Source organism: Curtobacterium sp. MCPF17_050 (genome assembly GCF_003224435.2).
In the GTDB taxonomy this organism is placed as follows: domain Bacteria; phylum Actinomycetota; class Actinomycetes; order Actinomycetales; family Microbacteriaceae; genus Curtobacterium.
On the sequence record NZ_CP126250.1, the window covers coordinates 1,724,503 to 1,736,842 of the forward strand.

Genomic DNA, 12,340 nt, shown 5'->3' on the forward strand with positions numbered 1-12,340 from the left:
GTCGCACGGACCGCCGACACCGCAGCTGCCGGTTCACCGCGGCAGCGGACCGAGTTCGGCCGCCGCGATCGTCCGCATCGCCGAGTCCCGTGTCGACGGGTGGTACTGGCCGGCGCGGACGTCCCGGGCCAGGCGGGCGAGTTCGTCGGTCGACCGGAAGGCCGACCCGCCGACGACGCGCATCGCCTCGTCCACCACGTGCTGCGCGGTGTCCACGGCACGGGCCTTCGTCCCGACGAGCAGCGGGAACCAGCGGTCGGAGTCCACCAGGTCGTCGACGTCGCGCGCCAGTGCGTCGACCTGCAGGTGCACGGCGTCGGTCGCGCCCCGCATCGCGGCCACGGCACGACGAACGTCCGGGTCGGCGGAGCGGGCCGTCCCGTCCGCCGCGGTGCGGGCGGCCACCCGCTCGACCGCGAGCGTCACCGCACGCGAGGCGATGCCGACGTACACGGACGCGACGAGCAGCTCGAACGCGGCGAAGACACCGAAGACCAGCGGATCGGCGACGGGTCCGACGGGCAGGACGCGCACGATCCGGTCGGCTGGGACGTGCAGCCCCTCGAGCAGGGTCGTCCGGCTCTGCGTGGCCCGCATGCCGAGGGTGTCCCAGTCATCGAGGTGCCGCACGCCACCGTCGCCGCGCAGCGCGAAGCCGTGCACGAGCCGGGGCTCCGGGCCGGACGTGTCCTTGCCGAACACGCTCAGCACGTCCCACGCGGGCGCCAGGGACGTCGAGACCTTCGTGCCGGTGAAGCGGTAGCCGCCGGCGCCGTCCGGCTCGGCCACGGTGCGCGAGTCGAACAGGACCGCGTCGTTGCCGGGCTCGCTCACGCCGAACGCGAGGAGTCGGTCCGCTGCAGCGGCGTCGGTGACGGTGTCGAGGAACGACCCGCCCCTGGCGGACACGGCGCGGGCGGCCTGCACCCACACCTGGTGCATCCCGAGCCCGAGGGCCGTCGCCGGTGCCGCCTCGGCGAGCGTCCGCTGGACCGCTGCGGTCGCCCGGAGACCCAGCCCCGAGCCTCCGTCCCGGACGGGCACGCCGATCCGCAGGTAGCCGGCCCGTCGGAGTTCGTCGAGGTCCTCGACGCAGAACGCGTTGTCCGCGTCGTACCGGGGAGCACGGTCGGCGATGCGGGCGAGGAGCTCGTCCGGCACGGACCAGGGACGCTGCTCGAGCGGGGTGGACGAGGTCATGGGACGAGAGTACGGTCGCCAGGCGTGTCAGACCGTCATCCCTGGACCAGGTTCGTCGCCATCGGTGACTCCTTCACCGAGGGCATCGGCGACCCGGACCCGTCGTCCGTCGGCGGGCACCGCGGGTGGGCCGACCGCGTGGCGGACGCGCTCGCGGACGGCACGGACGAGGACTTCGCGTACGCCAACCTCGCGGTGCGGGGGCGCCTGCTCCGGCAGATCGTCGACGAGCAGGTGGAGGCGGCGCTCGCCCTCGGACCGGACCTCGTCACGGTGTCCGCGGGCGGGAACGACGTCATCCGTCCCGGTTCCGACCCGGACGAGCTCGCCGAACGGTACGACGGGATGGTGGAGCAGCTCCGCCGGGACGGTGCGACCGTGGTGCTCTTCACCGGACCGGACGTCGGGACCACGCCGGTGCTCGGCATGGTCCGCGGGAAGACCGCGGTCTACAACGAGCACCTGCACGCCATCGCACTCAAGCACGGCGCACTCGTGACGAACCTCTGGGCGCTCCGGGTCCTCCGGGACCCGCGGATGTGGGCGCCGGACCGGCTGCACCACTCACCGCTCGGGCACGCGACCGTCGCGGCCGCCGTGCTCGACACGCTCGGTGTCCCGCACGCACTCGGACCGTCGGTGCCGGAGCCGCTCGCCGCCCGACCGTGGCGGGAGGCGCGGGTCGAGGACCTGGGTTGGGCGAAGGAGTACCTCGTGCCCTGGGTCGTGCGACGCGTGCGGGGGACGTCCTCCGGTGACGGCGTCACGGCGAAGCGGAGCACCCTGCAGCCGGTGACCCGGCGCGACTGAGCACGGCCGAGGGCGGGACCCGGAGCGAGCGCCGCTCGCTAGCCGACCAGGGCGCCCGGGGCGAGCTCCACGCCGCGGAACGGGTTCGTCCACCGCCACCAGACGCCGGGGTCATCGATCGACCCGTCGAGCTCGAGCGGCACCGTGACCGGGTCGTGGTGCTCGACGGTGAACCGCACGCGGCCGACGCGCTCGCCCGCCGCACCGAGCGTCACCGGCTCGAGCGTCGTCTCCGCCGAGACGGTCGTGCTCCCCCACACCAGGACGGACGCCGCCCGGCTCGCGGTCGCGTCGACCTCGTCCTGCCACGGTGCCGTGTACGTGCCGAACGTCTGTCCCTCGTTCGTCAGGGTCACCACGTGGAAGTCGTCCGCGACCGAGTGCAGCAGCCGACGGACGTCGGCGTCGAGCGCGTCGTGGTCGACCCCGCCGAGCATGGCGCCGACGACGGTCACCGGTCGGCCGCCACGCTCGTAAGTGGCGGCGAAGAGCAGGCACGCACCCGCTTCGTCGAGGGTGCCGGTCTTGATCCCCTCGACACCGTCCATGCCGAGCAGCTTGTTCGAGTTCTCGATCTCGCCGACGCCCGGGACCGTCACCGACGCCGTGCCGACGACCTCCTTGACCACCGGCTCCGCGAGCGCGAGCTGCCCGAGGTCCACCAGGTCGGTCGCCGTCGACCGGTTCCGTGGGTCGAGGCCGGTCGGTTCGACGATCGTGGTGTCGTCCAGCCCGTGGTCGTCGAGCCACGTCGCGGCTGCGGCGCGGTAGGCGTCCATCGACCCGAACGCCCAGAGGGCGAGTGACCCCGCGTAGTTGTTCGCCGACTCCATGAGCGCCACCTGCAGCACCCGGTACTCGGACATCCGCCCGTCGGCCGGCAGCGGGGCGACCTCACCGTTCAGCGCCGCGTACTCCGCGTACAACGCCTCCATCGCCGGCGTGAACCGGACCGACGGCCCCTGCTTCCCGACCGGGAGGGGCTTCTCCTCGAGCACGACGAGCGCCGTCACGATCTTCGAGATGCTCGCGATCGACCGCTGCTGCCGGTCCCCGCTGGTCGTGAGACTCTCCGGGAACCCCTCGGCCTCGACAGCGGTGGCACCGTAGTCCGGGAACCGGAGCTCCGGCGCGCGCACCCTGGGTGCCTCGTAGGTCGCGGTGCTCGCGGTTGCCGGGGCGAACGGCACGAGGGCGGCCGCGGCCAGGAACGCGGCGACCAGCAGGAGGACGGCGACCACGCCGAGCGTCACGGGCCTCCGGAGCGCGGAGCGGGGGCGGCGGACGACGTTCGGCACGAGACCGGATCGTACTGGAGGCCCGGGGCGCGTCCCTGGGACCCGCCCCCGTCGGCGCGTGGCGCCTCGGGCCCTCCGGTCGCCTGTCGGGTCGGCCGATGGACCGCACCGGTCAGCGCGAGCGCTGCGCGTGCGCGACCGCCCAGAGACCGACGGCGCTCGCCGCGGCCACGTTCAACGAGTCCACCCCGTGGTGCATCGGGATCCGCACGGTGGTGTCCGCGGCGGCGACCGCCGCGGGCGTCAGGCCCTGGCCCTCCGTGCCCATCACGAGCGCGACGCGCTCGGGGACGTCCGCGACGAAGGCCTCCAGGTCGACGGAGCGGTCGGTGAGCGCCATCGCGGCCACGTGGAAGCCCTGGGCGCGGAGGTCCTCGCCCGCCGCCGGCCACTCCCCGATGCGTGTCCACGGCACCTGCAGCACGGTGCCCATGCTCACCCGGACGCTCCGCCGGTACAGGGGGTCGGCGCACCGCGGGCTGACGAGCACCGCGTCGGCACCGAGCCCGGCGACGCTGCGGAACACCGCGCCGACGTTCGTGTGGTCGACGACGTCCTCGAGGACCACCACGAGGCGTGCGTCGCGGACGACGTCGGCCACGGACGGCAGCGAAGGGCGGTGCATCGCGGCGATCGCCCCGCGGTGCATCCGGAAGCCGGTCAGCTCCTCGAGGAGGGCGTCCGACCCGACGAACACCGGGCCGTCGTGCCCGTCGACCAGGGGCAGGACGCTGTCGAGCCACTTCTCCTGTACGAGCACGCTCCGCGGGACGTGACCGGCCCGGACCGCGCGCTCGATGACGGTGTTCGACTCGGCGATGTACAGGCCACCCTCGGGCTCGGTGACCCGTCGGAGCGCGACGTCGGTCAGGCGCGCGAAGTCGTCGAGGCGCGGGTCGTCGAGGGAGTCGATGCGGACGGGGTGCACGGTGCTCGTTCCGGTCGGGAGGGCGGTGGTGGTCCGGCTCGGGCCCGGCGGCGCGGGTCCCGGTCCGGGGCGGCGCCCGCACGGGGAAGGCCCGGGGACGCTCGGCGGTTGAGGGTACCGTGGACACGATGGCGACGAGCGACGGCACTGCGGACGACACCGCGGGGGACGACAGCGCGACGGACGACACCGCGACGACCGGTGCGACCGCTGCCGCGTTCGAGCAGGCGGTCGCTGTCCTGCAGGGCAAGCGCATCGCCGTGCTCACCGGCGCGGGTGTCAGCACCGACTCCGGGATCCCGGACTACCGCGGAGCAGGCCGGGTGGTCCGCAAGCCGATGACCTTCCAGGAGTTCCTCGCCGATCCCGCCAAGCGGCAGCGCTACTGGGCCGGGTCGCACCTCGGCTGGCGGACCTTCGCCGCGGCACGCCCGAACGACGGGCACCGCGCGCTCGCGGAGCTCGAACAGGCCGGCGTGGTGAGCGGCATCGTCACCCAGAACGTCGACGGGCTGCACCTGCGCGCCGGATCGCGTCGGGTGGTCGAGGTGCACGGCTCGATGGACCGGGCGGTGTGCCTGACGTGCGGGCAGGTCTTCTCCCGCGCCGACCTCGCCGCGGTGCTCGACCGTGACAACCCCTGGATCGACGAGCCCGGGACGGTGCAGCTGCAGCCGGACGGGGACGTCGAGATCACCGACGTCGAGCGGTTCCGCGTGCCGGACTGCACGGTGTGCGGCGGCGTGCTCAAGCCCGACGTGGTGTTCTTCGGCGAGTTCGTGCCCGCCGAGAAGTTCCGTGAGGCCGTGTCCATCGTCGCCGAGGCGGACGCGCTCCTCGTCGTCGGGTCGTCGCTCACCGTGAACTCCGGCGTCCGGCTCCTCGACCACGCGACGCGGCGCAGGCGACCGGTCGTCATCGTCAACCGGGGCGCCACGCGGAGCGACCGTCGTGCCGCGGTGAAGCTCGACGCCGGGACGACCGAGACCCTCGTCGAGCTCGCGGCCCGGCTCACCGCGTCTGCGATGATCGACGGGTGACGACCCTCCTCTGCCTGGTCCGACACGGCGAGACCGACTGGAACCGGCAACGGCGCATCCAGGGGTCGACGGACGTGCCCCTCAACGACACCGGGCGACGGCAGGCGGCCGAGACCGCCGCGCTCCTGGCACGCCGGTCGTTCGACGCCGTCGTCTCGTCGCCCCTGTCCCGGGCCCTCGAGACCGGGACGATCATCGCCGACCACCTCGGGTTGGCCGCCCCGGCGGCGTACGACGGTCTCCGGGAACGCTCCTACGGCGAGGCGGAGGGTCTGACCCACGTCGAGATCGCCGAGCGCTGGCCGCACGACGCCGTCCCCGGGCGCGAGTCCCGCGCGGCGCTCCTCGACCGGGTGACCGAGACGCTCGCCGAGATCGCCGTGCGCTACGACGGCGGCGCGGTCGTCGTCGCGACCCACGGCGCGGTGATCCGGACCGTCGTCGACGCCGCCGCACCCGGGACGGTCGAGCGGTCGACGGTCCCGATCCGCAACGGGTCGGTGCACACCTTCCGGTGGGACCCCGAGCGCTTCCGTGCCGAACTGGTCCGCTCCGACGACCCCATCGACGACCTGTCGGACGCCCCGGGCCGGTACGCGTTCGAGTACCAGAACCCGCTCGAGCGCCGAGGCTGACGCCGCCCATCCGGGGAGCGTGCCGGGCAGCGTCGGACTAGCCTCCGGTGCACGGCGGCCCGACGACCGGGACGCCGCTGCGAGGTGAGGCAGTGAACGCAGGTGGACGGCATGCCGGCGACCGCTCCCGGGAGGGCGACGCCCTCCGTCGCGATCCGTGGGGCGACGACGACGACCTCGATGCCGCGTTCGGGCAGGACACGGCCTCCGTCCGGACCCGCACGGGCGGCGAACGGCTCCGGGCCGGGACCCTGGTCGTCGTCGGCGTGGTCGTGGTGGCCGCGGTCCTCGTCCTGGTGCTCGGGGTCATCCTCGGCCAGGTCCAGCGTGGGGTCGGCGGCGTGTTCCCGCAGCCCGACGCGGACGGGCGCCGCTTCGTGACCGCTGCCGCCGCGCTGCCGGGCGTCGCCGCCGTGGACGCGCCCCGGACGGAGAAGACCTCGTTCGCGGGCTACGACGTCACCGCGGTGGTGCATGCCGAGCCCGACCTCCCCGCCACTGACAGACGGGCGCTCGTGACCGCCCTGAGCACCGCGTCCGCCGACTCCTCCGGCTCGGGCGTCCGCATCTGGGCGACGCTCGACCTCGGTGCCGTGCGGGTCGGGGTCTCGGACTCCCCCGAGACGAGCCAACGGCGACTCGAGCTCGCCGACGGCCTCGCGGCGATCGGCGGCGTGCTCACGGTGACCTGCGTCTTCGCCGACGCGACCGACGGTCGGTCGGACGCCCCCGCCGCACAGGACGTGGTCGTCACCACGCACGGCCAGGGCGTGGGCTTCGCCGCGGTCGCCGCCGCTGCCGAGGCGGTCGGGGACGACGTGTTCCCGGGCGTCCAGGTCCGCACCCGTCATCCCTGACGGGTCGGACCGTCCGGTCTCCTCCGCCGTCCCGTCCGCTCCGCCGTGCCGTCCGGCGTGCCGCCAGCGGTCCGGCCGCGCCCTCAGCTCCGCCGACGCCGCGACCGGTCGGCCACGGCCCGCTCGACCGCCTGCGTAACGCGCTCGGCGGAGTCCTGCCACCGGAACCGGGAAGCCTGCGCGACGGAGGCCGACGACGCTGCGTCCCAGCGGGCCTCCAGGCGGCGGACGGCGGCCGCGACGGCGGACGGTGACGACGGGTCGAAGTACTCCGCCGCGTCGCCGCCGATCTCGCGGAAGATCGGGACGTCGCTGACGACGACCGGTGTGCCGACGCCCATCGCCTCGACGAGCGGGATGCCGAACCCCTCGTCGAACGAGGCGGTCGCGAGCGCCGTGGCGGAGCGGAGGACGGCGAGGTACTCGTCGTCGGTCGCTCCGTCGTGGAACACGAGCGCGCCGGCGGGGGCGAGCCGCTGCAACCGCGTGCGGTCGGCGGCGGTGACACGGGACATGCAGTGCAGCGTCCAGTCCGGACCGAGCAGGGGCAGCGCCGCGGCGAGCGTCTCGACGTTCTTGTACGGCATGAACGAGCCCATGTACACGAGCGACTTCGTCCGTCCACCGTCGGCGGCCCGTGGCTCGGCCGGGTCGGCCGCGTTGTACGCGACGGTGACCGGGCGGGTCGTGAGACGGTGCTCGGCGATGAGGCCCGCCGTCGTCCCGGAGACGGTCACGACACCGTCGGCCCCGTTCAGCAGGAGGCGCTGCGGCCACCACGCCAGGTGGAACGCCCGCCAGCCGAGACGCAGCGGCCACGCGAACTCCCGCGGTGGCGTCCGGTTCCGGTAGTAGATGAGGTCGTGCAGGGTCAGCACGAGCGCGTACCGGCGCCCGCGTGAGCCCATCGTCTGCATGGGCGAGAAGACCGCGTCGAGGCCGAGCCGGTTGACGTGCCGCGCGACGAGGGGTTCGCCGGGGTCGGTCGGCGCCGGGATGCGTTCCCACGGCACTCCCCCGGGCAGCGAGGCCAGCTGGCGTTCGTCGGACACGAGCAGGACGTGGTCGTGTCGGTCGGGCAGGTGCGCGGCGATCCCCGCGGTGAAGCGGCTGATCCCGTCGTGTCGACCGATCCGGACGTACCGGCAGTCGATGCCGATGCGCAGGCGCGTCACGAGGGGTCGCCTCCCGTCCGGCGAGTGCGGTCCGCAGCGCCACCGGTCGGTCCCTCGGGAGCGTTCGGTCCCTCCGGCGCGGTCGGTCGGCGCGTGGCGCTCGCCCGGCGCGGGGTGCTCGCCCGCTTCCGTCGGCCGGGAGCGCCCGGGGCGGGGTCCGCCATCCGGCGCAGGACCGCCGCGGCCGCCGCGGCCGGCGTCTCGTAGTGCACGAGGTGACCGACCTCCGGCACGACGACGAGCTCGGCGTCGCGGAGTCGCGACGCGAGGGCACGCTGCTCCGGCACGGCCGTGATGTCGTCACGCTCGGCGGCGACCATGAGCACCGGCACCGCGATCCGGTCGGCGAACTGCGAGACGTCGGAGGTGACCGAGGTCCGGAACGCCTCGAGGACGCTGGTCCGGTTCGCGAACGCCGAGAAGTACCGGTCGTGCTGGTCGTGCACCCAGCGGCGGACCGTCGGGTCGGCGGACTTCAGCATCGCGATGCTCATCGCGCGGACGATCCCGCGGTTGCGCAGCAGCCCGAGGCCGAGCGCGCGGGGCAGCCGGGCGCCGAGCCGGTAGTACGCGATCGCGACGGCCGTACCGATCGCCCGTGGACCCTGAAGGGCCGGGGCGGCGATGGGGTTGACGAGGACGAGCAGGCGCGTGTCGAGCCCGGCGGCCACCGACGCGGCGACGACGATCGAGCCGAACGAGTGCCCGAGGACGACGGTGTCGCCGTCGAGTCCGAGCGCGGAGTGGAAGCCGTCGAGCCAGGCGACGTAGGCGTCGAGGTCCGCGGTCGGGAGCGGGTCCGACGTGCCGAAGCCGGGCAGGTCGGGCACGATGACGCGCACGCCCGACGGATGCCCGGCCACGAGGTGCGCCGCGACGGACTCGAGCCCGTGGTGGTCCCCACGGAAGCCGTGCACCGCGAGCACGGTCGCCGGAGGTGCGTTGCGGGCACGGCCCTCGGCGCCGACCGCCGGCCCGTACTCCCAGTAGTGCGTGGTCCGGCCGTCGACCTGGACCGCGCGGTGCACGACGGGGGTCGCCGCCAGGAGCGACTGGTACGGGGACAGCACGGGCGGTTGCATCCGCGCCAGTCTAGGGAAGCCCTCCGGCGTGCGCCGTGACCCGTCCTGCGGGTCCCGCCGTGTCGGTGCGGTTGGCTAGCCTGGCCGCGTGACCTCCCCCGCTGCCGCCGTCGACCCGTCGACCCGGCCCCCGCAGGACCTGACGACCCGACCGTGGTGGCACGCGCTGGGCGTCTTCGACCTCGAGACCACCGGCATCGACGTCGAGACCGCCCGCATCGTCACCGCCCACGTCGGGCTGATCGACATGACCGGGCGCTCCATCGTCGAGGGTGCGTGGCTCGCCGACCCCGGTGTCGCGATCCCGGAGCAGGCGTCCGCGGTGCACGGGATCACGACCGAACGTGCACGGGCAGAGGGCCGACCGGCCGGCGAGGTCGTCGCCGAGATCGTCGCCGCGGTCGAGGCCGTGTTCGCCCGCGGGATCCCCCTGGTCATCTACAACGCCCCGTACGACCTCACCGTCCTTGACCGGGAGGCGAAACGGCACGGCATCGCCTCCCCCGTGATCGGCAACGTCGTCGACCCGCTCGTCATGGACAAGGCGCTCGACACCTACCGCAAGGGCAAGCGCACGCTCGAGGCCGCGTCGGCGTGCTACGGGGTCCGGCTCGACGACGCGCACGACGCCGGCGCGGACGCCATCGCCGCCGGACGGGTCGCGCAGGCCATCGCCGCGAAGTACCCCGACGACCTCGCGATCAGCGCCGAGGAGCTCCACCGCAAGCAGGTCGCCTGGTGCTCGGAGCAGGCGACCTCGTTCCAGGAGTACATGCGGGCGAAGCGTGACCCGACGTTCACCGCGGACGGCCGGTGGCCCCGTCGCCACTCGGTCCCGGGCATGTAGCATTCCGAACGGGGCGTGCTCGACCGTGCCGTCCCCCTGACGACGCACCACGCACCATGGGGAGATCCGCGCACGTGTTCCTGAAGACCTTCGGGTGGTCCCTGGCCATCACCGTGATCGCCCTGGCCGTGGCGCTCGTGTACGGCGGGTGGAGCGCGGTCATCATCACCGCCATCCTCGGCGTGCTCGAGATCAGCCTCAGCTTCGACAACGCGGTCGTCAACGCCCGGATCCTCGAGCGGATGAACCCGTTCTGGCAGAAGATGTTCCTCACCGTGGGCATCGTCATCGCCGTCTTCGGCATGCGCGTGCTCTTCCCGCTGCTGATCGTCGGGGTCACGGCGTCGCTCAACCCCGTCGAGGCCGTCCAGCTCGCGCTCGAGAAGGGCCCGATCGACGAGCCCGGTACGTACGCGTACCTGCTGCACGAGGCACACCCGCAGATCGCCGCGTTCGGTGGCATGTTCCTCCTCATGATCTTCCTCGACTTCATGTTCGAGGAACGCGAGATCCTGTGGCTGAAGTGGCTCGAGGCACCGCTGCTGTTCATCGGCAAGCTCCCGATGGTCAACGTCGTCGTGGCCCTCGTGGTCCTCGCGATCGCGGGCACCACCGCCGGCGACCACCAGTCGATCGTCCTCGTCTCCGGGATCGCCGGACTCGTCACCTACTTCCTCGTGACGGGTCTCGGCGGGCTGTTCGACGTCGACGACCCGGAGGACGACGGCAACTCGTTCGAGAACACCGGCGAGATGGTGGCCGAGGCGAACCGGATCAGCGGCAAGCGCAAGGTCGGCACAGTCGCCGGCAAGGCCGCGTTCCTGCTGTTCCTCTACCTCGAGGTCATCGACGCGTCGTTCTCGTTCGACGGCGTCATCGGCGCCTTCGCGATCACCGCCGACCCGATCATCATCGCGCTCGGCCTCGGCCTCATCGGTGCCCTGTTCGTCCGGTCTCTCACCGTCTTCCTGGTCCGACAGGGCACGCTGGACGAGTTCGAGTACCTCGACCACGGTGCGCACTGGGCGATCGGTGCCCTCGCGGCGATCCTGCTCATCACGATCACCACCGAGGTGAACGAGGTGGTCACCGGCCTGATCGGCGTCGTGTTCATCATCGCCGCGTTCATCTCCTCGGTGGTCCGCAACAAGCACAAGACCGGCGAGCACCAGCCCGCCGACCAGCACGTCCCCGTCGCCTCCTGACACCAGGGGCGACCGCTCCACCGCAACCACGACGAAGGGTTCACCGCCATGGGTCTCAGCCTCCAGAAGGGCCAAGCGCTCTCGCTCACGAAGAACGACGGGAGCGCACTGACCCGCGTCCGGCTCGGTCTCGGGTGGGACGCCGTCACGACCAAGCGCGGCCTGTTCGGTCGCAAGGCAGCCGACGTCGACCTCGACGCCTCTGCGATCTTCTTCGGTGCCGACGGCCAGCCGGTGGACTACGTGTGGTTCAACCAGCTCCGGAGCAAGGACGGCTCCGCGCAGCACACCGGCGACAACCTGACCGGCGACGGTGACGGCGACGACGAGGTCATCCGGATCGACCTCAGCGCGGTGCACGGTGCCGTCCAGCAGATCGTGTTCGTGATCAGCAGCTACAGCCGGCAGACGTTCGACAACGTGCAGAACGCGTTCTGCCGGGTGGTCGACGAATCGACGGCCGGCGCTCCCGAGGTCGCCCGCTACCAGCTCACCGACTCCGGGCAGCACACCGCGATGGTCATGGCGAAGGTGTCCCGCACGGGAGCAGGATGGACCTTCACCGCGATCGGTGAGCGGGCCGACGGCCGGACCGTGCAGGACCTCGTCGGTCCGGCGGCCGCCGCACTCTGACCCGCCCGGACACCGCAGCACCGCACCGACGGAAGGACGATCGATGGCGACCCTCTCGCTCTCGAAGGGCAACAACCTCTCGCTGACCAAGACCGACCCGGGCCTGCGCCGGGCGATGATCGGGCTCGGCTGGGACCCGCGCACGACCGCGGGCGAGCAGTTCGACCTCGACGCTTCTGCCCTGCTCGTCGGCGCGAACGGCAAGGTCCGCTCGAACGACGACTTCATCTTCTACAACCAGCTGCAGTCGGTCGACGGCTCCGTGGTGCACCAGGGCGACAACCGCACCGGTGAGGGCGACGGGGACGACGAGCAGATCCTCATCGACCTCGACCTCGTGGCCGCGGACGTCGCGCGCGTCGTCATCGTCGTCACCATCGACCAGGCCGACGCCCGGCACCAGAACTTCGGGCAGGTCCGTGGTGCGTTCTGCCGCGTGGTGAACGACGAGACCGGCAACGAGGTCGTCCGCTTCGACCTCACCGAGGACGCGGCCTCGGAGACCGGCATGATCTTCGCCGAGATCTACCGGTACGACGGCGAGTGGAAGTTCCGCGCCGTCGGCCAGGGCTACGCCACCGGACTCCGCGGCGTCGCGACCGACTACGGCGTCGTGCTCGACTGACGCTC

13 protein-coding genes are annotated in these 12,340 nt (G+C 72.9%); 8 read left to right on the forward strand and 5 right to left on the reverse strand.

What is annotated here, in order from left to right:
• Positions 1-33 precede the first annotated feature (33 nt).
• Positions 34-1,200: an acyl-CoA dehydrogenase family protein gene (locus tag DEJ34_RS08240; protein ID WP_110910855.1), complete on the reverse strand. Its 1,167-nt coding sequence runs from the start codon at positions 1,198-1,200 to the stop codon at positions 34-36.
• A gap of 24 nt (positions 1,201-1,224) precedes the next feature.
• Between DEJ34_RS08240 and DEJ34_RS08245 the strand changes: the two genes are divergently transcribed.
• Complete coding sequence (locus DEJ34_RS08245; protein WP_110910854.1) at positions 1,225-2,010, forward strand: SGNH/GDSL hydrolase family protein; 786 nt, start codon at positions 1,225-1,227, stop codon at positions 2,008-2,010.
• A 38-nt stretch (positions 2,011-2,048) separates the two neighbouring features.
• Here the strand turns inward: DEJ34_RS08245 and DEJ34_RS08250 are convergent, their stop codons facing one another.
• On the reverse strand, positions 2,049-3,308 hold the full coding sequence (locus DEJ34_RS08250) for a D-alanyl-D-alanine carboxypeptidase family protein (protein WP_110910853.1): 1,260 nt from the start codon (positions 3,306-3,308) through the stop codon (positions 2,049-2,051).
• 112 nt (positions 3,309-3,420) lie between these two features.
• Positions 3,421-4,236, reverse strand: coding sequence for a TrmH family RNA methyltransferase (locus DEJ34_RS08255; RefSeq protein WP_110824985.1), 816 nt, complete (start codon positions 4,234-4,236; stop codon positions 3,421-3,423).
• Between the two features lie 128 nt (positions 4,237-4,364).
• On the opposite strand from DEJ34_RS08255, the gene DEJ34_RS08260 reads away from it, so the two are divergent.
• The 3 genes from DEJ34_RS08260 (at position 4,365) to DEJ34_RS08270 (ending at position 6,768) form a co-directional block, all read left to right on the forward strand.
• Positions 4,365-5,276 carry an NAD-dependent protein deacetylase gene (locus DEJ34_RS08260; RefSeq protein ID WP_110910852.1) on the forward strand — a complete coding sequence of 304 codons (912 nt, stop codon included), beginning with the start codon at positions 4,365-4,367 and terminating at the stop codon, positions 5,274-5,276.
• Entirely contained in the window at positions 5,273-5,911 is a 639-nt protein-coding gene (locus tag DEJ34_RS08265) for a histidine phosphatase family protein (RefSeq protein WP_110824987.1), read from the forward strand. Before DEJ34_RS08260 ends, DEJ34_RS08265 begins: the two co-directional genes overlap by 4 nt.
• A 92-nt stretch (positions 5,912-6,003) precedes the next feature.
• Complete coding sequence (locus DEJ34_RS08270) at positions 6,004-6,768, forward strand: hypothetical protein (RefSeq protein ID WP_110910851.1); 765 nt, start codon at positions 6,004-6,006, stop codon at positions 6,766-6,768.
• An 83-nt stretch (positions 6,769-6,851) separates the two neighbouring features.
• On the opposite strand, the gene DEJ34_RS08275 is transcribed toward DEJ34_RS08270, so the two are convergent.
• Positions 6,852-7,934 carry a glycosyltransferase family 4 protein gene (locus tag DEJ34_RS08275; protein ID WP_110825211.1) on the reverse strand — a complete coding sequence of 361 codons (1,083 nt, stop codon included), beginning with the start codon at positions 7,932-7,934 and terminating at the stop codon, positions 6,852-6,854.
• Between the two features lie 5 nt (positions 7,935-7,939).
• Positions 7,940-9,025 carry an alpha/beta fold hydrolase gene (locus DEJ34_RS08280; RefSeq protein WP_110910850.1) on the reverse strand — a complete coding sequence of 362 codons (1,086 nt, stop codon included), beginning with the start codon at positions 9,023-9,025 and terminating at the stop codon, positions 7,940-7,942.
• Between the two features lie 88 nt (positions 9,026-9,113).
• On the opposite strand from DEJ34_RS08280, the gene DEJ34_RS08285 reads away from it, so the two are divergent.
• From DEJ34_RS08285 to DEJ34_RS08300, 4 genes are read left to right on the forward strand one after another with little or no spacing between them, the layout of a single operon-like run.
• Positions 9,114-9,872 carry a 3'-5' exonuclease gene (locus tag DEJ34_RS08285; protein ID WP_375232114.1) on the forward strand — a complete coding sequence of 253 codons (759 nt, stop codon included), beginning with the start codon at positions 9,114-9,116 and terminating at the stop codon, positions 9,870-9,872.
• Between the two features lie 56 nt (positions 9,873-9,928).
• Positions 9,929-11,077 carry a DUF475 domain-containing protein gene (locus DEJ34_RS08290; RefSeq protein ID WP_258365884.1) on the forward strand — a complete coding sequence of 383 codons (1,149 nt, stop codon included), beginning with the start codon at positions 9,929-9,931 and terminating at the stop codon, positions 11,075-11,077.
• A gap of 48 nt (positions 11,078-11,125) precedes the next feature.
• The gene (locus DEJ34_RS08295) at positions 11,126-11,710 is read left to right on the forward strand and encodes a TerD family protein (protein ID WP_110910849.1); all 585 of its coding nucleotides are present in this window, start codon (positions 11,126-11,128) and stop codon (positions 11,708-11,710) included.
• A 43-nt stretch (positions 11,711-11,753) separates the two neighbouring features.
• Positions 11,754-12,335, forward strand: a complete 582-nt coding sequence (locus DEJ34_RS08300) for a TerD family protein (RefSeq protein WP_110824992.1) — start codon at positions 11,754-11,756, stop codon at positions 12,333-12,335.
• Positions 12,336-12,340: the final 5 nt, after the last annotated feature.

Coding starts and splice junctions, on each gene's coding strand:
- DEJ34_RS08295 (WP_110910849.1), top strand. CDS start 11,126: ATGGGTCTCAGCCTCCAGAAGGGCCAAGCGCTCTCGCTCACGAAGAAC.
- DEJ34_RS08290 (WP_258365884.1), top strand. CDS start 9,929: ATGGGGAGATCCGCGCACGTGTTCCTGAAGACCTTCGGGTGGTCCCTG.
- DEJ34_RS08260 (WP_110910852.1), top strand. CDS start 4,365: ATGGCGACGAGCGACGGCACTGCGGACGACACCGCGGGGGACGACAGC.
- DEJ34_RS08240 (WP_110910855.1), bottom strand. CDS start 1,200: ATGACCTCGTCCACCCCGCTCGAGCAGCGTCCCTGGTCCGTGCCGGAC.
- DEJ34_RS08300 (WP_110824992.1), top strand. CDS start 11,754: ATGGCGACCCTCTCGCTCTCGAAGGGCAACAACCTCTCGCTGACCAAG.
- DEJ34_RS08280 (WP_110910850.1), bottom strand. CDS start 9,025: ATGCAACCGCCCGTGCTGTCCCCGTACCAGTCGCTCCTGGCGGCGACC.